Annotated in this window: 21 protein-coding genes; 8 read left to right on the top strand and 13 right to left on the bottom strand. The window is 68.7% G+C overall.

The annotated features are described in order from the left end of the window. Positions 1–113: 113 nt before the first annotated feature. From AC3WRI_RS26905 to AC3WRI_RS26895, 3 genes are all read right to left on the bottom strand, one after another. A complete protein-coding gene (locus tag AC3WRI_RS26905; RefSeq protein ID WP_492294431.1) occupies positions 114–1,163 on the bottom strand; it encodes a lipase secretion chaperone in 1,050 nt (349 codons plus the stop codon). Beyond that, positions 1,150–2,259 carry an esterase/lipase family protein gene (locus tag AC3WRI_RS26900; RefSeq protein WP_010813119.1) on the bottom strand — a complete coding sequence of 370 codons (1,110 nt, stop codon included), beginning with the start codon at positions 2,257–2,259 and terminating at the stop codon, positions 1,150–1,152. The genes AC3WRI_RS26905 and AC3WRI_RS26900 overlap by 14 nt, the downstream gene beginning before the upstream one ends. A gap of 89 nt (positions 2,260–2,348) precedes the next feature. Beyond that, positions 2,349–3,236, bottom strand: a complete 888-nt coding sequence (locus tag AC3WRI_RS26895; protein ID WP_492294430.1) for a flagellar brake protein — start codon at positions 3,234–3,236, stop codon at positions 2,349–2,351. Between the two features lie 237 nt (positions 3,237–3,473). Here AC3WRI_RS26895 and AC3WRI_RS26890 point away from each other — a divergent pair, with 237 nt between their 5' ends. Further along, positions 3,474–4,187, top strand: a complete 714-nt coding sequence (locus tag AC3WRI_RS26890) for a FadR/GntR family transcriptional regulator (protein ID WP_058696863.1) — start codon at positions 3,474–3,476, stop codon at positions 4,185–4,187. A 37-nt stretch (positions 4,188–4,224) separates the two neighbouring features. Further along, positions 4,225–5,331 carry an NAD(P)/FAD-dependent oxidoreductase gene (locus AC3WRI_RS26885; protein ID WP_439671563.1) on the top strand — a complete coding sequence of 369 codons (1,107 nt, stop codon included), beginning with the start codon at positions 4,225–4,227 and terminating at the stop codon, positions 5,329–5,331. Here the strand turns inward: AC3WRI_RS26885 and AC3WRI_RS26880 are convergent. The 5 genes from AC3WRI_RS26880 to AC3WRI_RS26860 form a co-directional block, all read right to left on the bottom strand. Further along, positions 5,253–6,527 carry an MFS transporter gene (locus AC3WRI_RS26880; RefSeq protein ID WP_011614995.1) on the bottom strand — a complete coding sequence of 425 codons (1,275 nt, stop codon included), beginning with the start codon at positions 6,525–6,527 and terminating at the stop codon, positions 5,253–5,255. The two genes, AC3WRI_RS26885 and AC3WRI_RS26880, sit on opposite strands and share 79 nt — an antisense overlap. Positions 6,528–6,539: 12 nt before the next feature. Then, positions 6,540–7,649 (bottom strand): chorismate synthase, encoded by a 1,110-nt coding sequence (gene aroC / locus AC3WRI_RS26875; RefSeq protein ID WP_010813124.1) that lies wholly within the window; start codon positions 7,647–7,649, stop codon positions 6,540–6,542. 74 nt (positions 7,650–7,723) lie between these two features. Next, positions 7,724–8,446, bottom strand: coding sequence for a glutathione S-transferase C-terminal domain-containing protein (locus AC3WRI_RS26870; RefSeq protein WP_010813125.1), 723 nt, complete (start codon positions 8,444–8,446; stop codon positions 7,724–7,726). A gap of 26 nt (positions 8,447–8,472) precedes the next feature. Beyond that, complete coding sequence (locus AC3WRI_RS26865) at positions 8,473–10,371, bottom strand: MFS transporter (protein ID WP_010813126.1); 1,899 nt, start codon at positions 10,369–10,371, stop codon at positions 8,473–8,475. Between the two features lie 150 nt (positions 10,372–10,521). Next, positions 10,522–10,968, bottom strand: coding sequence for a CBS domain-containing protein (locus AC3WRI_RS26860; protein WP_010813127.1), 447 nt, complete (start codon positions 10,966–10,968; stop codon positions 10,522–10,524). A 239-nt stretch (positions 10,969–11,207) separates the two neighbouring features. Here AC3WRI_RS26860 and AC3WRI_RS26855 point away from each other — a divergent pair, with 239 nt between their 5' ends. The 3 genes from AC3WRI_RS26855 to AC3WRI_RS26845 all read left to right on the top strand — a co-directional run bounded on the left by AC3WRI_RS26855 (position 11,208) and on the right by AC3WRI_RS26845 (position 13,762). Further along, entirely contained in the window at positions 11,208–12,518 is a 1,311-nt protein-coding gene (locus AC3WRI_RS26855) for an O-acetylhomoserine aminocarboxypropyltransferase (protein ID WP_010813128.1), read from the top strand. Next, positions 12,518–13,342 (top strand): alpha/beta fold hydrolase, encoded by an 825-nt coding sequence (locus AC3WRI_RS26850; RefSeq protein WP_058696867.1) that lies wholly within the window; start codon positions 12,518–12,520, stop codon positions 13,340–13,342. Before AC3WRI_RS26855 ends, AC3WRI_RS26850 begins: the two co-directional genes overlap by 1 nt. A gap of 102 nt (positions 13,343–13,444) precedes the next feature. Next, a complete protein-coding gene (locus tag AC3WRI_RS26845; RefSeq protein WP_010813130.1) occupies positions 13,445–13,762 on the top strand; it encodes an Mpo1-like protein in 318 nt (105 codons plus the stop codon). Between the two features lie 28 nt (positions 13,763–13,790). Here the strand turns inward: AC3WRI_RS26845 and AC3WRI_RS26840 are convergent, their stop codons facing one another. Beyond that, positions 13,791–15,137, bottom strand: a complete 1,347-nt coding sequence (locus tag AC3WRI_RS26840; protein ID WP_010813131.1) for a YihY family inner membrane protein — start codon at positions 15,135–15,137, stop codon at positions 13,791–13,793. A 166-nt stretch (positions 15,138–15,303) separates the two neighbouring features. Here AC3WRI_RS26840 and wrbA point away from each other — a divergent pair, with 166 nt between their 5' ends. From wrbA to AC3WRI_RS26825, 3 genes are read left to right on the top strand one after another with little or no spacing between them, the layout of a single operon-like run. Continuing rightward, the gene (gene wrbA / locus AC3WRI_RS26835; protein WP_010813132.1) at positions 15,304–15,906 is read left to right on the top strand and encodes an NAD(P)H:quinone oxidoreductase; all 603 of its coding nucleotides are present in this window, start codon (positions 15,304–15,306) and stop codon (positions 15,904–15,906) included. Next, positions 15,903–16,310 (top strand): DUF2069 domain-containing protein, encoded by a 408-nt coding sequence (locus AC3WRI_RS26830; protein WP_010813133.1) that lies wholly within the window; start codon positions 15,903–15,905, stop codon positions 16,308–16,310. Before wrbA ends, AC3WRI_RS26830 begins: the two co-directional genes overlap by 4 nt. 19 nt (positions 16,311–16,329) lie before the next feature. Next, positions 16,330–17,748: an FAD-binding oxidoreductase gene (locus tag AC3WRI_RS26825; RefSeq protein WP_492294428.1), complete on the top strand. Its 1,419-nt coding sequence runs from the start codon at positions 16,330–16,332 to the stop codon at positions 17,746–17,748. Positions 17,749–17,761: 13 nt separating this feature from the next. On the opposite strand, the gene AC3WRI_RS26820 is transcribed toward AC3WRI_RS26825, so the two are convergent. The 4 genes from AC3WRI_RS26820 to AC3WRI_RS26805 form a co-directional block, all read right to left on the bottom strand. Beyond that, positions 17,762–18,610, bottom strand: a complete 849-nt coding sequence (locus AC3WRI_RS26820; protein WP_011614992.1) for an N-formylglutamate amidohydrolase — start codon at positions 18,608–18,610, stop codon at positions 17,762–17,764. A gap of 2 nt (positions 18,611–18,612) precedes the next feature. Continuing rightward, on the bottom strand, positions 18,613–19,650 hold the full coding sequence (locus AC3WRI_RS26815; RefSeq protein ID WP_492294427.1) for a porin: 1,038 nt from the start codon (positions 19,648–19,650) through the stop codon (positions 18,613–18,615). Positions 19,651–19,816: 166 nt separating this feature from the next. Then, on the bottom strand, positions 19,817–20,776 hold the full coding sequence (locus AC3WRI_RS26810; protein ID WP_492294425.1) for an ABC transporter ATP-binding protein: 960 nt from the start codon (positions 20,774–20,776) through the stop codon (positions 19,817–19,819). Beyond that, complete coding sequence (locus AC3WRI_RS26805; RefSeq protein WP_492294423.1) at positions 20,773–21,735, bottom strand: ABC transporter ATP-binding protein; 963 nt, start codon at positions 21,733–21,735, stop codon at positions 20,773–20,775. The genes AC3WRI_RS26810 and AC3WRI_RS26805 overlap by 4 nt, the downstream gene beginning before the upstream one ends. Between the last annotated feature and the right edge of the window lie 4 nt (positions 21,736–21,739).

Genomic DNA, 21,739 nt, shown 5'->3' with positions numbered 1-21,739 from the left:
TGAACGCCTCGTCGTACTTCGTCATGAAAAACACCCCAAAGATTGGATCAACGTCCAACTTTTGGGGTGCAGTTCAAACCCGGTGCCGTTTTTCTTTGGGCGATGCAGCGCGGCTATCGTGCCTGCCGCCGCGCGGCCATCGCCTTGTCGACCACCTCGGCCTGCAGCGCCTCGGCGGGATTGCCGAAGGCCTGGCGGCGCAGCGCATCCAGCTGCTGCCGGCGGTCCTGCTCCGACAACCCCGGGAATGACTCGATCTGCGCGCGGCGCGCGGCGTAGTCGTCGTAGCGCTGCTGCCAGGCCTGCCCGGCTTGCGCCTGCTGCTGGTAGCGCTGCGCCACCTCGGCACCGTAGGCCTGCGCCAACGCCGCACCGATGTCCTGCGCACTGCGGCCGGCGGCCTGCATGCCGGCGATGGTGTCGCTGATCGCCTGCGGACGCGCGCTGGCCTCCCGTGCCGCACGCAGTGGCTCGGGCAGCGTGGCTTCGAGTTCGGCCAGCCGCTGCCGCCGCTGCGCGTCATCCAGGCCGGATTGTGCCGCGATGTCCAGCCGCGCCAGCATGGCATCGTCATACACCTGCTCGTCGCCGAACCAGATTGCCGCCACCTCCGGCAGCAGGTGCTGCCGCGCGCCGTTACGCCCGGCCTGCAGCGCGCGCAACTGCCGCACTTGTGCCGCATCCAGCGTGCCGTTCGTATCCGCCTGCGGCCTGCGCGCGGCCAGCGCTTGAATCTCGGCAAGATAAGCCAGGTAGCGCTGCCACAGCTGCCACGCCTGCCCTGCCGCGGGCTGCGGCACGCGGCGGCGGATATCGTCGTACACCAGCCGGTCCAGCGCGTCGGCGCCGCCGGCGTCGTGGCGGGCGCTGAGGAAGTAGTCGAAGTAGGTGCGCAGCGCGCGCGTCAGGCGCAGGTTGCCTTGCGCGTCGAGTTCGGGGCCCGCGGGCACGTCGACGCCGGACAGCGATGGCAAGGCAGCCACGCCGGCGGGTCCGCCGTCAGCCGATGTCGCCGAAGGACTCGCAGCGGTGGTGATCGCTGCCGGGCGCTGCGGCACGGCAACCGGGCCAGACGGCATCGTCAGCCAGTACACCGCGGCCGCCGCCGCGCCGGCCGGCAGCAAGGCCAGCCAGGGCCGCGGCGAGCGCTCAGAGCTGGTCATTGCGCAGCCGGTTGGCGTGGCTGAGGATGACCGTGCGCGGATCGACGTCCTGGTACAGGCCGGCCATCTGGTTCACCTCGTCGAGATGGTTCCAGTAGTAGCCCGTGGCCAGCACCCGGCCCCACTTGCTGCTGCAGACCGAGACCAGCCCGTCATTGGGGCCGGCGCCCTTCAGGTCCATCAGCCCGGCCGACGCCGACATCATCACCGTGGTCGGGTCCAGCAGGTTGGAGCGCAGCAGGCTGAACGGCCCACCCTGCCCGGTCCAGGAATACGCGGCCTGGGTATGGGTGACGAAGTTGCCCGCGGCATCGCGCGCCTGCCGTTGCTCGGACACCGCGCCAGCAGTATTGCAATCCGGCCCCAGTGCCGATTTCGTGCCGGGCACCAGCGTGGCATCGAGGCGCGCATTCTGCTCGGCGGCGCCACGCGTGGTCAGGATCTTGAGCGAGGCCAGCGCATCCTGGTCCAGCGCCTGCCCGTTGCCGATGCCGTTGAACCAGCCCACTGTATCGAGCACGCCCTGGATGATGCCGACGAGTACCGGCCCGGCGATCGGAATACTGTTGACGCCATTGATCAGGTCCAGCACGGTGTCGGCCACTTCGCTGCCGCGATGCGGGCTGCCGATGGTGGTGACCGAGGCCACGTCCTGCGGCGACATCGCCGCCAGCATGCGCGAGGTCGGCCCGCCCTGGCTGTGGCCGATCAGGTTGACCTTGTCTGCGCCGCTTTCCAGCTTGACCGCGCGCACATAGGCCTGCAGCGCCAGGGCGCGCTCTTCGTCGCTGTTGAACGACGGCACCGTGGCCACATAGACTTGCGCGCCGTTGGCCCGCAGCACTTCGGGGATGCCATACCAGTAGTCGAGCACACCACCCATCCTGGCCGCGCCGGTCAGTCCGTGGACCAGCACGATCGGGTAACGCGTCTTCGCGTAGTCGCCGCTCGCGGCCAGGGCTGGTGCTGGCTGCGCCAGCATGGCCGCTGCGACCAGCGTGGCTGTGCCTGCGAGCCTGCGCAAGGCCTTGCCGGCCTTCTGCTCGCGTAGCGCGGGCGTGCGTCGTCCGCACGCGTGGTGTCCGCTGTGCTCCATCTTGTCTCCTCGGTGGTGGGTCTTTTTATGTTGGAAGCAGTAAAGACTGGCCGCCCCGACGAGACAATCAAAACATTAGCGGATTCCCTCTAAACGGCCGCTACAGCCGCGGGCTGCAAGGGCATGCGGGTGCTGGAAAGCAGCTGTTCGTAGATGTAGCACTGCAGCAGCGTCAGCTCGCGCTCGGCCAGCACGTCGAAGGCCACGCCGAAGGCCGGGAAGTCGGCATCGTCGCTGGCCGCGCCGGGGGGCGCGAGGCGGATCCAGCCATCGATGGTGACCTCGCTGTCCAGTGACGCCGTGCGCATCTTGAAGCGCAGCCGCACGCGGCTGCCCGGCGCCGGCGCCGGCGCGGTGGTCTGCACCAGCGCGCCACCGGTGCTGAGGTCGGACAGCAGCGCCAGCCGCGCCGTGCCGGTGTCGATGCCGTCGTCATCGCCGGGCTCGGTCAGGTAGGCGGCCAGCCGGGTTGGCACGCGCGCAGCCTTGCGTACCGGCATTGCGTGCTTCTGCACCGGCGCCGACAGCACCAGGTAGCGAAACGGGCTGCGGCACACGGCGGTGATGGTCGAGGTGAAGCTGTGGATGGCGTGTCCGGAGAAGCCGCGCAGCAGCACGGCATCGCCCGCCTGCAGCGGCAGGTCGCGCCCGCCGAGCTGCGGCCAGGTGACAAACAGGCCCTGCTCGATAAAACCGATCAGGCGGCTGGCGGCCGGGCGTGCGGCCTCGCCCTCATGCTTGACATGCAGCAACGTGCCGACCTGCAGGCCAAGCGGCCCGGTGGCCGGACGCAGTTCGTCATCGGCATCGTCGTGGCCATCTTCGCGACAGACCACGCCATGGCGGAACACCAGCGCCAGGTCGCGTTCATCGGGAATGACACTGCCGCTGCCGAGCACCAGGTTGCCCTCGCCATCGAGCAATGACCAGGGCAGCGGGTATCCGACGGGAAGATCGTTAGGTGTGAGCTGGATCATGGCTGTTCGCAGTAGGCCCCGGCATTGGATGTGGGCATGGCAAGCCTTGGGCGGAGCCGACGCGCAGGATCCGCCACCTGTATCAGACTTCTATCGGCGCCGGCGCGGCGAAATTAAGCCCTCGGCGATTGACCAGAGACGCATGTGTAGCATTCACTCCCTACGGAGACCTTGACGCCTCGCAAAGTTAGGCCGAAAATCAACAAAAGCTGTCTGACAGCCTGACATATCAAAACCATGACCATCCTGCCCCGCCCGGCCTCGCTCGCCAGCCGCATCGCCCAGACCCTGCACGACGACATCCTCGCCGGCCGCTACGGCGCGGGCGCGCGCCTGCCGGCCGAGGCCAGCCTGGCCGATAACTTCGGCGTGAGCCGGCCGATCGTGCGCGAGGCCATCGCCCAGCTGAAGGCCGATGGCGTGCTGGTGACGCGCAAGGGCTCGGGCGCTTATGTGTCGGAGACCCCGGGCGGCAAGGCCTGGCGCGTGGCCAGCGCGCCCGACGGCGGCCCGACGCTGGCGCAGCTGTTCGAACTGCGCCGGGTAGTGGAAACCGCCTGCGCCGAAATGGCCGCGCAGCGGCGCACGGATGCCGATATCGATGCCATCCGCGGCGCACTGGCGGCGATGCAGGCACGGGCCGACGGCCAGGGCGACATGGCCAGCGCGGCGGCGGCCGACATGGCCTTCCACCATGCCATTGCCGAAGCCGCGCACAACCCCTGCTTTACCGGTCTGACCGATTTCGTCAGCCAGCAGATGCTGGCCGCGCGCCAGCGCGCCTGGGAGAACACCGCGCGGCTGAGTGTGACGACTGGCGCGCCGCGCGCCGCCGACCAGGAACATGCGGCGCTGGCCGAAGCGATTGCCGCCGGCGATGCCACGGCCGCCCGCAGTGCCGCGCAACAGCACCTTGCGGCCGCCGCCGCCCGCCTCGGCCTGACGGCCTGAGCCTCCGAACACACAGACTTTGAAGCAAGGAACAACCATGGAAACAGTGGATTGCGTCGTCATCGGCGCCGGCGTGGTGGGACTGGCGGTGGCGCGCGCACTCGCGCTGCAGGGTCGCGAAGTGATCATCCTGGAAACCGAGAACGCCTTCGGCACCATCACCAGCGCGCGCAACAGCGAGGTCATCCACGCCGGCATCTACTATCCGGCCGGCTCGCTCAAGGCACAGCTGTGCGTGCGCGGCAAGGCCATGCTGTACGACTACTGCGCTAGCCACCACGTGGCGCACCAGCGCTGCGGCAAGCTGATCGTGGCCACCAGCGAGGCCCAGGTGGCAACGCTCGAAGGCATCCGCGCCAAGGCGGCGGCCAACGGCGTGGACGACCTGCGCCTTGTCAGCCGCGCCGAGGCGCAGGCGCTGGAGCCGCAACTGCAGTGCCATGCCGCGCTGCTGTCGCCGTCGACCGGCATTGTCGACAGCCATGGCCTGATGACCGCGCTGCTGGGCGACGCGGAAAACGCCGGCGCGATGCTGGCGGTGCAGTCGCCGGTGCTGGGCGGCGCGGTGACGGCGGACGGCATCCGGCTGGAGATCGGCAGCGAGGATGGCAGCGCCACCACGCTGCTGGCGCGCACGGTGGTGAACTCGGCCGGGCTGACCGCGCCGGAACTGGCGCGCCGCATCGACGGCATGCCCGAGACCCATATCCCGCCGCAGTTCTACGCCAAGGGCTGCTATTTCACGCTGGCCGGGCGCGCGCCGTTCTCACGGCTGATCTACCCGGTGCCCGAGGCGGCCGGGCTGGGCGTGCACCTGACCATCGACCTGGGCGGCCAGGCGCGCTTCGGCCCCAATGTGCGCTGGATCGACGAGATCGAATACGGCGTGGACCCGGCCGACGCCGACGGTTTCTATGACGAAGTGCGACGCTACTGGCCGGGGCTGGCCGACGGCGCGCTGCAACCCGGCTATGCCGGCATCCGCCCCAAGATCAGCGGGCCGCACGAGGTTGCCGCGGACTTCCGCATCGACGGCCCCGCCGTGCATGGCGTGCCGGGGCTGGTTCACCTGTTCGGCATCGAGTCGCCGGGGCTGACCTCGTCGCTGGCGATCGCCGAGCGGGTCTGCGCGGCGCTGGCCTGAGCGGCGCCATCGCCTTCCGCGCGGAAGCTCATCACCGCACAGAACGCGCCGGCCGCCGCGGCAATGGCGGCCAGCCCGAAGGTATGCTCGGGCGCCAGCGCGTTCCAGGTCCAGCCCATCGCCAGCCCGCCCAGCGTGCCGCCGACGCCGTAGGAAATGCCCGTGTACAGCGCCTGCCCGCGCCCCTGCAGCGGCCCGGCAAACCATGCCTGCAACCGCTTCAGGCTGGCGCTGTGGTGCGCGGCAAAAGTGGCCGCGTGCAGCACCTGCACCAGCGCCATGAGCCAGGCAAACTGGGCAAGGTAGCCGGTCAGGCCGAAGCGCAGCGCCGCCAGCACGAAGGTGCCGGCCAGGATCGTGCGCAGCGCATAGCGCGCGAACAGCAGGCCCTGGTAGTAGAAGAAAACGATCTCGGCGACCACGCCGATGGTCCACATCACGCCAATGGCGAACTTGCTGTAGCCCAGCTGCGCCAGCCACAGCGAATAGAACACATAGAGCGCGGCGTGCGCGAACATCATCAGGAAGGCTGACGCCAGGAACCAGGCCACGTCCGGGCGGCGCAGCAGCGGCAAGGCGCGCGGCGGCGCCGTGCGCGGGCCGTCGTCGGCGGCGTCATGCATGGTCAGCACCACGCCGGCCAGGATCGCCAGCAGCGTGCTGGCCACCCACGGGAAGGCGCGCATGCCGACCGCTTCGAACAGCGCCCCGCCGGCCAGCACCGCGCCGATAAAGCCGACCGAGCCGAACATGCGGATGCGGCCGTAGCTATGGTCGAAGGCGCCGTAGCGGCGCAGCGTGGAGATGGTCAGGGCATCGCCCAGCGGCGACATCGCGCTGGTGAGCAGGCTCAGCGTCAGCATCATCGCCATCATGCCGCCGTAGCTGCCCACACCCGGCAGCATCAGGAAGGCCAGCAACGAGGTGAACGCGCTCACGCGCAGGATGCGCACACGCGTGTGCATCACGTCGGACAGCCAGCCCCACAGGTAGGGCCCGACGATGCGGCTGACCTGGAAGCTCGCCATCAGCACGCCGATCTGCACCGGGTTGAAGCCGCGGTCGGCGAAATACAGGCTGACGTACGGCGAGATCAGGCCGACGTAGCCGTAGTAGCCAAGATAGAAGAGCCCGAAACGGGCGTAGTCGGGGCGGCCGGCGCCGGTGGCACCGCCGCCCGCGAAAGGCGTGGCCAACGCGAGGTCAGGTCAGGGGGTCTGGCCGGCCTGCGCGGGAATGCGCGGCGTATCGACCTTGACGTCGCCGCACTGGGCACGGTGGCGCAGGGCGTGGTCGATCAGCACCAGCGCCAGCATGGCCTCGGCGATCGGCGTGGCGCGGATGCCCACGCACGGGTCGTGGCGGCCGAAGGTCTCGACGGTGGCGGCATTGCCGGCCTTGTCGATCGATTCACGCGGGGTGCGGATGGAAGACGTCGGCTTGATCGCCAGCGACACGGTGACGTCCTGGCCGGTGGAGATGCCACCCAGCACGCCGCCGGAATTGTTGGTGCGGAAGCCCTCGGCGGTCAGCTCGTCGCCATGGACGCTGCCGCGCTGGGCCACGCTGTCGAAGCCGGCGCCGATCTCCACGCCCTTGACCGCGTTGATGCCCATCATGGCGTGGGCGATGTCGGCGTCGAGCCTGTCGAACAGCGGCTCGCCCAGGCCCACCGGCACGTTGCTGGCCACCACCTCGATGCGCGCGCCGACCGAGTCGCCGTCGCGGCGCAGCGCGTCCATATAGGTTTCGAGCTCGGGGATGATGTCGGCGTTGGGCGCGAAGAACGGGTTCTCCGGCACGTGCGACCAGTCCGTGAACGGCACCGCGATCTCGCCCAGCTGCGACATATAGCCCCGGATCTCGGTGCCATACTTTTCGCGCAGCCACTTCTTGGCCACCGCCCCGGCCGCCACCACCGGCGCGGTCAGGCGCGCCGACGAGCGGCCGCCGCCGCGATGGTCGCGGATGCCGTACTTCTGCCAGTAGGTGTAGTCGGCATGGCCCGGGCGGAAGGTCTCGACGATATTGCCGTAGTCCTTGCTGCGCTGGTCGGTATTGCGGATCAGCAGGCAGATCGGGGTGCCGGTGGTCTTGCCCTCGAACACGCCGGACAGGATCTCGACCTGGTCGGGTTCCTGGCGTTGCGTGACGTGGCGCGAGGTGCCGGGCCGGCGGCGGTCCAGGTCGCCCTGGATATCGGCCTCGGTCAGCGCCATGCCCGGCGGGCAGCCGTCCACCACCGCGCCGATGGCGGGCCCGTGCGATTCGCCGAAGGTGGTAACAGTGAAAAGCAGGCCAAGGGTGTTGCCGGACATGATGGAAACCGCACAGGAATTGGGGAAGGTTTCCATTGTAAGGCCAATGGCGGGCCTCGGGCGGCCCGGCAGGCTCAGGCGGCGGCGCTTTCCAGCGCCAGTTCGGGGTAGAACTCGGCGCGCATCCGCTCCATATAGGCCACCAGGTTGGCATGCCCCTCGGCCGCGGTGCGGATCGGAGTGTCGAATACGGGGCACAGCAGGCTGCCGGCAAAGGCAAACAGCGTGGCGTCGGCCCCGCATGGCACATTGCCCATCAGGTAGGGCTTGTCGCCCAGGATGTCGGCGATCGAGGTCACGCCCTTGCTGGCCAGCGCCACCAGGTCTTCTTCGCTATGCCGGCCCAGGCCCTGCCCCCACAGCGTCTTGCGCACCTTGTAGCGCACCAGCCGCTCGGCCAGGCCGCGCACCGGCGCCGGCACGCCGCGGAAGAACTGGGCCGGCCCCTTGTCGAAGTTGGCCTGGTCCAGCCAGCGCACCCGCGCCACCGCCCAATACAGGTGGTCTTCCATCAGCTTCTCGGCGGCCCAGGCGATACCGCGCTCGGCCGCGCTCAGGCCGGCGTCGAAGTCAATGTGGTAGGTCTTCTCGATATGCCAGCGGATCAAGGTGGAATCCGCCACGATCCGGCCCATGTCGTCCAGGTAGGGCAGCTTGCCCTTGGGCGCGCGCCGCAGGCTGCCGCGGCGCGCCTGGTAAGGCAGGCCGGCCAGCTTGAGCAGCATCTCGGCCTTGGTGACGAAGGGGCTGGCGTCGGGCAGCCCGAAGGCGGGGCCAAAGGTGTAGAGCGTGATCATCGTGGATTCGGGTTCGGCACAAGGCGTTAGCGCCAGTCGCCGCGCAGGGCCTGCACCATCTGCTGCAGCCCTTCCGGGGTGGCGGCCTCGGGCGGCACCGGCTCGCCCACCACCAGTTCCAGCCGGTTCAGGATGCCGCGCCGGAACGGCCGCGACATCGCCGGTGCCCCCTTGCGCGAAAAGAAGCTGCCCCACAGTCCGCGCAGCGCCATCGGCACCACCGGCACCGGCGTGCGCCGGATGATCTGCTGCACGCCCTGCCTGAACGGGTTGATCTCGCCGGTGGCGGTGATCTTGCCTTCGGGGAAGATGCAGACCAGATCCCCCTCGTCCAGCGCCTGCGCCACGCTGTCATAGGCACGCCTGAGCATGTCCGGATTCTCGTGCGCCGGCGCGATCGGGATAGCGCGGGCCTGGCGGAAGAACCACGACAGCAGCGGCACCCTGAAGATGTTGTGGTCCATCAGGAAGCGCACCGGGCGTGGGCTGCAGGCCATCAGCACCACCGCGTCGGCAAAGCTGACGTGGTTGCAGACCAGCACGGCCGGGCCGTCGGCGGGAATGCGCTCGGCATTGACGCGGCGCAGCCGGTAGAGGGTATGGACCAGGATCCACGCGATAAAGCGCAGCAGGAATTCCGGCACCAGCGAGTAGATGTAGACCGCCACCACCGCATTGAGCAGCCCCACCACCAGGAACAGCTGCGGGATGCTGTAGCCCGCCTGCGTCATCGCCACGCCCAGCAGCGACGCGGCGATCATGAAGAAGCTGTTCAGGATGTTGTTGGCGGCGATGATGCGGGCGCGGTGCGTGGGCGCGCTGCGGCTCTGGATCAGCGCGTACAGCGGCACGCTGTAGAAGCCGCCGAACATGGCCAGCAGGAACAGGTCCGCCAGCACGCGCCAGTGGCGCGGCTCGGCCAGGAAGCCGCCGATGCTGCTGAGCGCCACGGGTGCCTGCCCCTGGCTGGCAAAGTACAGGTCGACCGCGAACACCGTCATGCCGATCGAGCCGAACGGCACCAGGCCGATCTCGACATGGCGCCCGGACAAGCGCTCGCACAGCAATGAACCGGTGCCGATGCCCAGCGAGAACACCGCCAGCAGCAGCGTCACCACGTTCTGGTCGCCGCCCAGCACATCCTTGGCATAGCTGAAGAACGAGGTCAGGAAGGTGGCGCCCAGGAACCACAGCCACGAAATGCCGAGCAGGCTCAGGAATACCGTGCGGTTGCCACGCGCCAGCACCAGGTTGCGCCAGGTCTCGGAAAACGGGTTCCAGTTGATGCGCAGGTCCGGCTGCGGCGCCGGCGAAACCGGGATGCGGCCCGACACCAGCCGCCCCGCCACGGCGATCACCACGCACACCGCGCCCACGTACATCGGCCCCACGATGGTTCCGCCCTGCTGCAGCCCGGCCAGTTCGCCGCCGATCAGCGTCCCGATCAGGATCGCGACAAAGGTGCCCATCTCCACCATGCCGTTGCCGCCGACCAGTTCGCTTTCATCCAGGTGCTGCGGCAGGTAGGCAAACTTGACCGGCCCGAACAGCGTGGAATGCAGCCCCATCAGGAAGGTGCCGGCGTACAGCAGCGGCGCGCTGTGCCAGGCAAAGCCGGCCAGGCCCAGCACCATGATGGCGATTTCCAGCGACTTGACCAGCCGGATCAGGCGCGACTTCTCCAGCTTGTCGGCGATCTGCCCGCTGGTGGCGGAGAACAGCACGAACGGCGCGATAAAGATGGCCGAGATCAGGAAGGCCGCGCTGCGCGCGTCCACGCCCTCGAACAGCGCCGTGTGGTAGGTCACCAGCGAGGTGAAGGCGACCTTGAAGACGTTGTCGTTCATCGCCCCCAGGAACTGGGTCCAGAAGAACGGGGCGAAGCGGCGCAGGCCGAGCAGTCGGAACTGGCTGGGTTGGCTCATGGATGGGCCGGTCGGTCGGCGGACCGCCGCGGAAGTGGGAACGCCGGCAAGTTTGCCGGAGCCGGCGCCCGGCCGCCACCCCGCCACGGCCGCGCGGCGCCAACCGAGGGTATTTCCGAAGGAAGCTTCAGTCCGGGCGGCCCGGCGCCATCACTCGGCGCGCTCTTCCGGCCAGTCGCGGATATAGGCCTTGAGCATCTTGTTCTCGAAGCTCTGGTCCTCGACCACGGCCTTGGCGACGTCGTAGAAGGAGATCACGCCCATCAGCGTGCGGTTGTCGAGCACCGGCAGGTAGCGGGTGTGACGCTCCAGCATCATGCGGCGGACCTCGTTGACGTCGGTCTCCATGGTGCAGGTCAGCGGCGCATCGTCCATCACCTTGCGGATGCTGGTGCCACCGACGTTGCCATGATTGCGGGCGAGTGTCTCGATGATCTCGCGGAAGGTCAGCATGCCGACCAGGTCGCCGTATTCCATCACCACCAGCGAGCCGATATCGTGCTCGGCCATGGTGTGGACGGCTACCAGCAAGGAGGTGTCAGGCGTCACGGTATAGAGCGTATTGCCCTTGATCTGGAGGATGTCGCTGACTTTCATGTTGGTCTCCGCTGCCTGCGCTCAAACTGGGGGCATCGCTCCGGCGGGGGGCACAGGAGGCGATACCGGTCACATTGTTATCTGTCTACGGGTGTGCGGGCGCGCGCTGCATCACGGCGCCCCGTTGGCCGATCCTAGCCCAAACCCGCCGTCAAAGTAAAGCAGGAGGCCGGTTTGCGGGCGTCGGCGCGCGCACGGTGCTACGATGCTGGCCGGAGACAACTCAAGGCCGACCGACCATGTCCGGAACCCGATTCGACACGCTGGCGCTGCACGCCGGCGCCGCGCCAGACCCCGCCACCGGGGCCCGCGCCACCCCCATCCACCTGACCACGTCCTTCGTGTTCCGCGACAGCGAGCACGCCGCGTCGCTGTTCAACATGGAGCGCGCGGGGCACGTCTATTCCCGTATTTCCAACCCCACCGTGGCCGTGCTGGAAGAGCGCATCGCCGCGCTGGAGAACGGCGCCGGCGCCGTCGCCACGGCCTCGGGCCAGGCCGCGCTGCACCTGGCGGTGGCCACGCTGATGGGCGCGGGCTCGCACGTGGTGGCCTCGTCGGCGCTGTACGGCGGCTCGCACAACCTGCTGCACTACACGCTGCGCCGCTTCGGCATCGAGACCACCTTCGTCAAGGCGCGCGACATCGACGCCTGGCGCGCCGCGATCCGGCCCAATACCCGGCTGCTGTTCGGCGAGACCCTGGGCAACCCGGGGCTGGACGTGCTGGACATCCCGACGCTGGCGCAACTGGGCCAGGACAACGGCATCCCGTTACTGGTGGATTCCACCTTCACCACGCCCTACCTGCTGCGCCCGTTCGACCACGGCGCCGGCCTGCTCTACCATTCGGCCACCAAGTTCCTGGGCGGCCACGGCACCACCATCGGCGGCGTGCTGGTCGAAGGCGGCACTTTCGACTTCGAGGCCTCCGGGCGCTTCCCGGAGCTGTCCGAGCCGTACGAGGGCTTCCACAACATGGTGTTCACCGAGGAAAGCACGGTGGCGCCCTTCCTGCTGCGCGCGCGCCGCGAGGGCCTGCGCGACTTCGGCGCCTGCATGAACCCGATGGCCGCCTGGCAGCTGCTGCAGGGCGTGGAGACGCTGCCGCTGCGCATGAGCCGCCATGTCGACAACACCCGCAAGGTGGTGCAGTTCCTGGTCTCGCACCCGATGGTGGAGTCGGTGTCCTACCCGGAACTGGAATCGCACCCCGACTACGAACTGGCCAGGCGCCTGCTGCCGCGCGGCTGCGGCGCGGTGTTCAGCTTCAACCTGAAGGGCAACCGCGTGGCCGGCCAGCGCTTCATCGAGAGCATGTCGCTGTTCTCGCACCTGGCCAATGTGGGCGACGCGCGCTCGCTGGTGATCCACCCGGCCTCGACCACGCACTTCCGCATGGACGCGGCGGCGCTGCAGTCGGCAGGCATCACCGAGGGCACGATCCGGCTCTCGATCGGGCTGGAAGACCCGGATGACCTGATCGACGATCTCAAGCGCGGCCTGAAGGCGGCCGAGAAAGCCATGAGTGGCAAGGGAGGGCAAGCCTGATGGAACTGACCATTGCCGGCCAGCCGGCCTACGCCTATACCGGCGGCAAACCCTTCGATCCCGCCCTGCCCTGTGCCGTGTTCGTCCACGGCGCGCAGAACGACCATAGCGTGTGGGCCCTGCAGACGCGCTGGTTTGCCAACCACGGCTTCTCGGTGCTGGCGGTGGACCTGCCGGGCCACAACCGCAGCAAGGGCGCGCCGCTCGCCACCGTCGAGGCCATGGCCGACTGGGTCATGGCGCTGGTGGCGGCCGCCGGCGTGAAGGCGCCGGCCTTCGTGTTCGGCCACAGCATGGGTTCGCTGATCGCGCTGGAATGCGCGGCGCGGCATGCGCAGGCGGTGCGCGGCATCGGCCTGCTGGCGACGGCCTACCCGATGAAGGTCTCGGACGCGCTGCTGGACGCCTCGCTCAACCGCGAGGGCGAGGCCATCGCCATGGTCAATACCTGGTCGCATTCGAGCCTGGCCAACAAGCCGTCTTCGCCCGGGCCGGGCGCGTGGATGCACGGCGGCAGCCAGCGGCTGATGGAGCGCGTGTCGCGCAACAACCCGCAGGCCCATGTGTTCCACAATGACTTCTCGGCCTGCAATGCCTACGCCCATGGCGAAGAGGCCGCGGCCGCAGTGGCCTGCCCGGCGCTCTTCATCACCGGCACCAAGGACATGATGACGTCGCCCAAGGCGGCCCAGGCGCTGGCCGGCAAGATGGCCAAGGCAAGCCTGGTCACGGTGCCGTGCGGCCACGCGCTGATGGGCGAACGCCCGGATGAAGTGCTGGACGCGCTGGCGGCCTTTGCGCGCAAGGTGGTCGCTGCCGGCTAAGCCTGGTCGCGGATGGCTGGCCGGCCACACCGGCGGCCAGCCTCCCGACACCTCGGCGCAGAAGGTCTACACTGCACAAAACAAGACCTGCCGGAGACAGCCATGGCCCACGCCCGCGCGCGCGAGTTCGAGAACTTCGCGGCCTTCTATCCCTACTACCTGAGCGAACACCAGAACCGTACCTGCCGGCGCCTGCATTTTGCCGGGTCGACGGTAGCGTTGCTGTGCCTGGTGGCGCTGGTGGTTACCGGCAATGCATGGTGGCTGCTGGCCGCCGTGCTGGCAGGCTACGCCTTTGCCTGGGTCGGGCACTTTGGTTTCGAGAAGAACCGGCCGGCGACGTTCCGGCATCCGCTCTACAGCCTGATGGGAGACTGGGTGATGTATGCCGATATCTGGCGGGGCAGGATCCCGTTCTGAGCAACTTCACTGTCGCAGGGGGCGGACCTTACACCTGGCCATGCCAGCCCGGCGGCACCACTTCCAGCGTGCGCCGCTGGGGGTGGCTCCCCCCATCCCCTTCAGTCGGCGGCAGATCAGCCGGCTGCTGCCGGAACACCGCCTCCAGCGTCTGATCCAGCTGCGGATTGTCCAGGACCGACTTGAGCGCATCCGCCCCTTGCAGCTGCTGCGCCAGCGCGGTGCGCGGCAGCCGCGGCAAGTTCAGCACCAGCCGGTCATGCAGCGTGCGCAACGTCACCTGTGACGGATTGCACAGCAGTGCCCAATGGGCCTGACCACGCTCCTGCTGCAAGCGCCCGACCAGATGCATGGCCTTGAGCTTGCCCAGCAGGTCCGACAGGTAATCGGCCTCGACCCGCAGCTTGCGGCCCAGGTCCAGTTCGCCAACGCTGCGCGGCACCTCGTCGCGCGCGCGGTAGAGCAGCAGCAGCACGCCCAGCGCATCGAAGAACTCGCTGCCGGCAAAGGTGCGGCGGCGCCAGTAGCCCTGCCGGATCACCGGCAGGTTGGCGGCAATGGTCGCACCCAGCAGCGTCACCAGCCAGCTCAGGTAGATCCACAGCAGGAACAGCGGCAACGCGGCGAAGGTGCCGTAGACCGCGGTATAGGCCGGGATCTCGGTGATGAAATAGCCGAAGCCGCGCTTGGCGAACTCGAACGCGACCGCCGCCACCAGGCCGGCCACGATGGCATCGCGCCATTCGACATAGGCATTGGGCACCGCCGTGTACAGGAAGGCGAAGGCCAGCGCCGACAGCAGCACCGGCGTCGCGCCCACCAGCAGCCCCAGCCCCACCGGCATGGTGCCGACATAGCCCGCCGAGACCGAGATCAGGTAGGAGCTGATCGACAGGCTCGCGCCGATCAGCACCGGCCCGAAGGTCAGCACCGCCCAGAACACCAGCACCCGCTGCGCCAGCGGGCGGCGCTGCTTGACGCGCCAGATCGCGTTGAGCGCGTCTTCCACGGTCAGCATGGTCAGCACCGAGGTGACCATCAACCCGCCCAGGCCCATTGCGGTCAGCCCGCGCGCGCTCTTGGCGAACATGCCGAGGTAGCGCTGGATCGATTCACTGACGTTGCCGGGGATCAGGTTCTGGAACAGGAACGCCTCGATGGCGTTGCGGAAGTCGCGGAACACCGGGAACGCGGCCAGCAGCGCGAACGCCACCGTCAATACCGGCACTACTGCCAGCACGGTGGTGAAGGTCAGGCTGGCCGAGACCTGCGGCAGCCGGTCTTCGCCGGCGCGGCGCAGCGCATAGCGCGCCAGGGCGCGTACCTTCTGCAGGTTCCATTCCCGGCGCAGGCGGGCAACGCGGGGTCCGATCATGCGCAAACAACCTCCTGGATCTGGTTCTGACGGATAAACAGGCGGCCCGCGGCACCGGGGGCGCAAAGCCGATGGGAGATGGCGCGGGGGGCGCATCTATAATACGCGCATTGCTTCCGGCACCTTTCGCGCAACACCACCCCGCCACCGCCGGCCATCCCGCTCCATGACCGACATCCTCGTCCTGTATTACAGCCGCCACGGCAGCACCCGCAAACTAGCCGAACTGATTGCCAACGGTATCGACAGCGTCCCCGGCGCCCAGGCCCGGCTGCGCACGGTGCCGCCGGTTTCCACCGTGTGCGAGGCCACCGCGTCCGATATCCCGGCCGACGGCCCGCCCTATGCCGAGCTGCGCGACCTGGAGGAGTGCGCCGGCCTGGCCCTGGGCAGCCCCACCCGCTTCGGCAACATGGCCGCGCCGATGAAGTACTTCCTGGACGGCACCGTGGCGCAGTGGCTGTCGGGCACGCTGACCGGCAAGCCGGCCTGCGTCTTCACCGCCACCGGCAGCCTGCACGGCGGGCAGGAAACCACGCTGCTGTCGATGATGCTGCCGCTGCTGCACCACGGCATGCTGATCCTGGGCCTGCCGTATTCCGAGAAGGGCCTGATGACCACGGCCTCGGGCGGCACACCCTACGGCCCCAGCCACCATGCCCACGGCGACAACCGCGGCCCGGTCACGGAAGACGAATCGGGACTGGCCATCGCCATGGGCCGGCGGCTGGCTCAGACCGCGCTGCGCCTGGCGGGAGGCGCGGCATGAGCCCCATCCCCGAGAGCGACCAGGCGCTGCACAGTCCCTGGCTGTACCGGTTCAGCGTGGGCAGCCTGCTGGCGCTGGTGGTGCTGTGCATCGCCTGGGAATGGTTCCTGGCGCCGCTGCGCCCTGGCGGATCGTGGCTGATCATCAAGTTCCTGCCGCTGCTGCTGCCGCTGCGCGGCGTGCTGACGCGCAACCGCTACACCATGCAGTGGTCGTCGATGCTGATCCTGCTGTTCTTCACCGAGGGCATCGTGCGCGCCACCAGCGACCGCGCGCCCTCGTCCACGCTGGCGTGGGTGGAGGTGGCGCTGACGCTGGTGTTCTTCACCAGCACCATCCTGTACCTGCGCCCCTACAAGCGCCGCGCCCGGGCGGCCGGCAAGCCGGCCGCGCCCAAGTCCTGACCCTCATTCCGCCGTCGCCATGACCTCGCCTCAAGACTCCTTCCTCGCACTGTGCCGCGCCGCGCTGGGTGCGCAGCACGTGCTGACCGATGCAGCCGACAAGGCACCCTACCTGACCGACTGGCGCAAGCGCTATCGCGGCGAAGCGCTGGCGGTGCTGCGCCCCGGCAGCACCGAGGAGGTCGCCGAGGTGGTCCATGCCTGCCATGCGCACAAGATCGCGGTGGTGCCGCAAGGCGGCAACACCGGCCTGTGCGGCGGCGCCACGCCGGTGGCCGGGCAGGACCAGGTGGTGGTTTCGCTGCAGCGGCTGCACCGCATCCGCCAGGTCGATCCGCTCAACAACACCATCACGGTCGAGGCCGGCGTGGTGCTGCAGCACCTGCAGGAGGTGGCGCGCGAGCACGGCCGGCTGTTTCCGCTGAGCCTGGCGGCCGAAGGCAGCTGCACCATCGGCGGCAACCTGTCGACCAATGCCGGCGGCACCGCGGTGCTGCGCTACGGCAACACGCGTGAGCTGTGCCTGGGCCTGGAAGTGGTGACGCCGTCGGGCGAGATCTGGCACGGCCTGCGCGGGCTGCGCAAGGACAACACCGGCTACGACCTGCGCGACCTCTTTGTCGGCGCAGAAGGCACGCTCGGCATCATCACCGCGGCGGTGATGAAGCTGTTCCCGCTGCCACGCGCCTCGGTCACCGCGCTGGCCGCGGTGCAGAGCCCGCGCGCCGCGCTGGCGCTGCTGGCCATCGCACAATCGCATGCCGGCGCCATGCTGACCGGGTTCGAGCTGATGTCCGCGCTCAGCATGACGCTGGTGACGCGGCACTTCCCGCAGCTGCGCTATCCGTTCGCAGACATCCACCCGCAGCTGGTGCTGCTGGAACTGTCCGACAGCGAAAGCGAAGCCCACGCGCGCGGCATCTTCGAGACCATGATGTCGGCCGCCTTCGATGCCGGCGTGGTCGCCGACGCGGTGGTGGCGGAATCGGTGCAGCAGTCGCGCGATTTCTGGAACCTGCGCGAGCATATCCCGCTGGCGCAGGTGGAAGACGGCAAGAACATCAAGCACGATATCGCCGTGCCGGTGTCGCGCGTGGCGGACTTCATCGAGACCACCGACGCGCTGCTGCAGAACGCCTTCCCCGGCGCGCGCATGGTGACCTTCGGCCACCTCGGCGACGGCAACCTGCACTACAACGTGTCGCCGCCGGAAGGCGTCGACCACGAAGAATTCCTGGCGCACCAGGACCAGGTCAACCGCATCGTGCACGACAGCGTACGCTCGCATAACGGATCGATTTCCGCCGAGCACGGACTGGGCCAACTCAAGCGCGAGGAAAACCGGCTCTACAAGAGCGAAGTCGAACTGGCGATGATGCGCGCGATCAAGGGCGCACTCGATCCGCAGGGGCTGATGAATCCCGGCAAGGTGATCTGAGCGCGCCGCGCCATCATCGCGCCAGTGCCTCGCGGATATATGCCGCCACCGCCTCCAGCAACTGGTCGAGATGGCCGCGCAGCACGGCGAAGCCGCGGTGCTGCGCGAACCTTGCCTCGTCCATATAAAGCGCGCGGTTGATTTCGATCTGCAGGCTGTGGCGGCCGTGCGCCGGGTCCGCATAGGCACGGATCAGCTCCGCCCCCTTGTACGGCCAGTTGATGCCCACCCGGTAGCCGAAGCCGCGCAGGCACTGCGCCACCAGCTCGATAAACGCAGGCGAGCAGGTGGCGCCGTCGCCGTTGCTGATCACAAAGTCAGCCCGCTCCACGCCATTGTCCACGTTCATCGCATTGCCGCGCGATTTCATCGAATGGCAGTCGATATGCCACACCGCGCCCGAGCGCGCATGATGCTGCGCCAGCAGGCCGGACAGCGCGGCGTGATAGGGATCGTAGTAGGTCTTCAGCAGGTACTCCGCCATGTCCGGCGACAGCGGCGCGGCGTACACCGGCACGCCCGGCAGCGCCAGCCGGCGCAGCACGCCCATGCCGCGCCCGGACTTGTCGCTGGGCTGCACGGCATAAGGCATGGCGCCGTCGATCAGCGCGGGATCGATGTCATCGCGGGCGCGGTTGACGTCGACCATCCAGCGCGGGAAGCGCGCGCACAGCAGCGTGCCGCCCACCATCGGCGCATGCGCGAACAACTGGTCGACATAAGCGTCCCAGCCCGTCAGCAGGGCTTCGGGGGGCGCCGCCAGCGGCAGGGTCTCGGCATGCACCAGCCCGCTGTGCGGGGAGTCCACCACCAGCGGCAGCGCCGCGCCGGCCGGTTCAGTCAGCGAATAAGGAAGGGCCATTATCAGAATTTGTGCTGGATGCCGATGCCGACCGTGGTCACGGTGTCACCGGGCTTGTGCGAGTTGGGATCCTCGCGATCGAAGAAGACGTAGGGCATGGTGCGTTTGCTCAGGCTGTAGCCATAGCCGGCCTGCACCTTCTTGAGCCTGCCTTGCGGGTCGCGCTGTACTGCGCGCTCCATGTAGTTCACGGTGAGCTTGTGGGCGCCATAGGGCACGGTGAAGCCGACCAGCCAGTAAGGCACGTCGGTGCGGGTGGCGGCAGTGCCGGCGTAGCGGTCGCGCCCGTAGATGCCGTAGATATTGACCACGGTAAAGTTATACGACGCCGCGGCCTGCACCTTGTCGCGGAAATCATTGGCCACCAGCCCGCCGGCCTTGGCATCGCGCGAATAGCCCACGCCCGCGGCAAAGTTGCCGGCAGCGTAGTTAACGCCAAGGTCGTACTGGCGGAAGTCGTCCTCGGCCCGCACCGGCGACCTGGCGTTGGGAGTGGCCGGATCGGGGCCCGCCAGGTTCACGCGCGCCCGTACTGAAAAGCCGCCGAACTCCGGCGTCGCGTAGCCCAGCGCGTTCGACACGCGGTTGCGCGCGTTCAGCACCTTGGTGCCGATGGCAGTGGCGCCCGCATCATGGATGGCGAAGTCGATGTTCTGCGTCACCTGCGAGTAGATCGGCGAACCCACGATCGTCGCCGAATCCAGCCGCCCCAGCGCGATCGCGCCGAAGCCGCCCTGCAGTCCGACAAAGGCATTGCGGAACTGCGGGTTGGTGGCCGTGCCGCTGTCGGCGGCAAAGCCCTGCTCCAGCCCGAACGCGGCGCGCAAGCCCCCGCCCAGGTCTTCGCTGCCGCGCATGCCCCAGCGCGAGGCGTTGTCGACCATCTGCGTGGCGCGGCCGTCCGGGCCCTTCTGGTATTCGATATCGGTGTCGAGGCGGCCGTACAGCGTCACCGATGCGTCGGCCGCGGCCGACAGCAGCGCCAGCGCGCCGCCGATGCAGGCGCGTGCGAGCGCACTCTTGGTCTGGATACCCTTCATGCTTCTGCTCCCTCTATTGTTGTGTGCCAACGCACAAGTCCCCCTAGGGTGATCCCAACTGCCGCGTTGTCTGTCCGCGCAGCGCGCACGCTCCCCGCCCGCCGCGCGCGCGGCGGGATGGCATCGATGCACAGGGGGGAGCGTGGGCCGGCCGGGCGGCAGCTATCTAGTCATTCAAGTGGCAGGCGGACAGCCGCCCACCGATATCGCGCAGCACCGGTACTTCGGCCGCGCAACGCGCGCTCGCATGCGGGCAGCGCGGATGGAAGGCGCAGCCCGTGGGCGGCGCCAGCGGGCTGGGCAGTTCGCCGCGGATCGGCTGGTGCGCTGGCGGGCTGGCGCCCAGGCGCGGCGCGTCGGCCAGCAGGGCACGGGTATAGGGATGGTTGGGCGCGCCGAACACGTCGCGCGCAGCGCCGCTCTCGACGATGCGGCCCAGGTACATGATCACCACGCGGTCCGACATATGCTCCACCACCGCCAGGTTGTGGCTGATGAAGACATAGGTCAGTTCGTGTTCGCGCCGCAGCTGCATGAACAGGTTGATGATCTGCGCCTGCACCGAGACGTCGAGCGCGGACACGGCCTCGTCGCAGATCAGCAGGCGCGGGCGCAGCGCCAGTGCGCGGGCAATGGCCACGCGCTGGCGCTGGCCGCCGGAGAACTCATGCGGAAAGCGCTCGGCGTAGCTGGGATCAAGCCCCACCTGCTGCAGCAGATCGCCGGCGAACGACGCCGCGCGCGCACGCTTGACCATGCCGTGATAGACCGCGCCTTCGGTAATGGCCTGGCCGATGCGCAGCCGCGGGTTAAGCGAGGCATAGGGGTTCTGGAACACCATCTGCACAGCGCGGTGATAGCCGGCGGACGCGATATCGGCGCGCCTGCCTTCCCACGCAATCTCGCCGCCCGTCTGCGGCAGCAGCCCCGCCAGCATGCGGCCCAGCGTGGACTTGCCGCAGCCGGACTCGCCGACCACACCCAGCACCTCGCCCTTCTTCACCTGCAGCGAGACATCATTGACGGCATGCACCGCCTGCACTGGCTTGCCGGCCATGCGTCCCAGCAGGCCGGGCCTCATGGAGAAGCGTTTCTGCAGATTGCGCGCTTCGAGCATGACTGTCATGCCAACTCCAGGGGATAAAAGCAGCGCAGCGTCCGGCCGCGCACGGTGGTTTCGGCGGGCGCCTGGCGGCATGCGTCCTGCGCGCGCTGGCAGCGCGGCGCAAAAGCACAGCCCGGTGGCAGCGCGGCCAGCGCCGGGGCCGCGCCCGGGATCGCGCGCAGCGTTGCGCCGCGCATGGCCGGCGTGGGCAGGGAATCCAGCAACCCGCGCGTGTACGGATGCAGCGGCCGCTCAATCAGGTCGGCGACCGGGCCCTGCTCCACCACCCTGCCCGCGTACATCACGCAGACGCGGTCGACCAGGTCCTTGACCACGGCCAGGTCATGGCTGATCCAGATCGCGGCGGCACCGGTCTCGCGCACCAGCTGCTTCATCTCGTAGAGGATCTGCGCCTGGATGGTGACGTCCAGTGCGGTGGTGGGCTCATCGGCAATGATCAGGTCCGGGCGGTTGATCAGCGCATTGGCGATTGCCACGCGCTGGCGCATGCCTCCCGACAGCTCATGCGGATAGGCGCGCATGCGCTGCTCCGGCGCCGGGATGCCCACGCGCGTGAGCGCGTCGACTGCCTGCGCGTGCGCTTGCGCGCGGGTGCGGCGGTGATGCACCAGCACGGTCTCGGCCAGCTGGTCGCCCACGCGCATCACCGGGTTGAGCGACATCATCGGATCCTGGAACACCATCGCGATGCGGTCGCCGCGCAGCGCCTGCCACTGGCGCGGCGAACACGCCAGCAGCTCCCGTCCCTTGAAGCGCACCGAACCGCCAGTGACACGCCCGGGCGGGTCCAGCAGGTTCATCAGCGAAAACGCCGTCACCGACTTGCCCGAGCCTGACTCGCCGACGATGCCGAGGATCTCGCCCGGCTCCAGCGCAAACGACACGCCATCCACCGCCTTCACGGCCCCGCGCGCGAGCGCGAAGCTGGTGCTCAGGCCGGTAACTTCCAGTAGTGCCATGCCG

The organism is Cupriavidus sp. FW305-27, from assembly GCF_058787995.1.
This window is presented reverse-complemented; position numbering and strand designations above follow the sequence as displayed.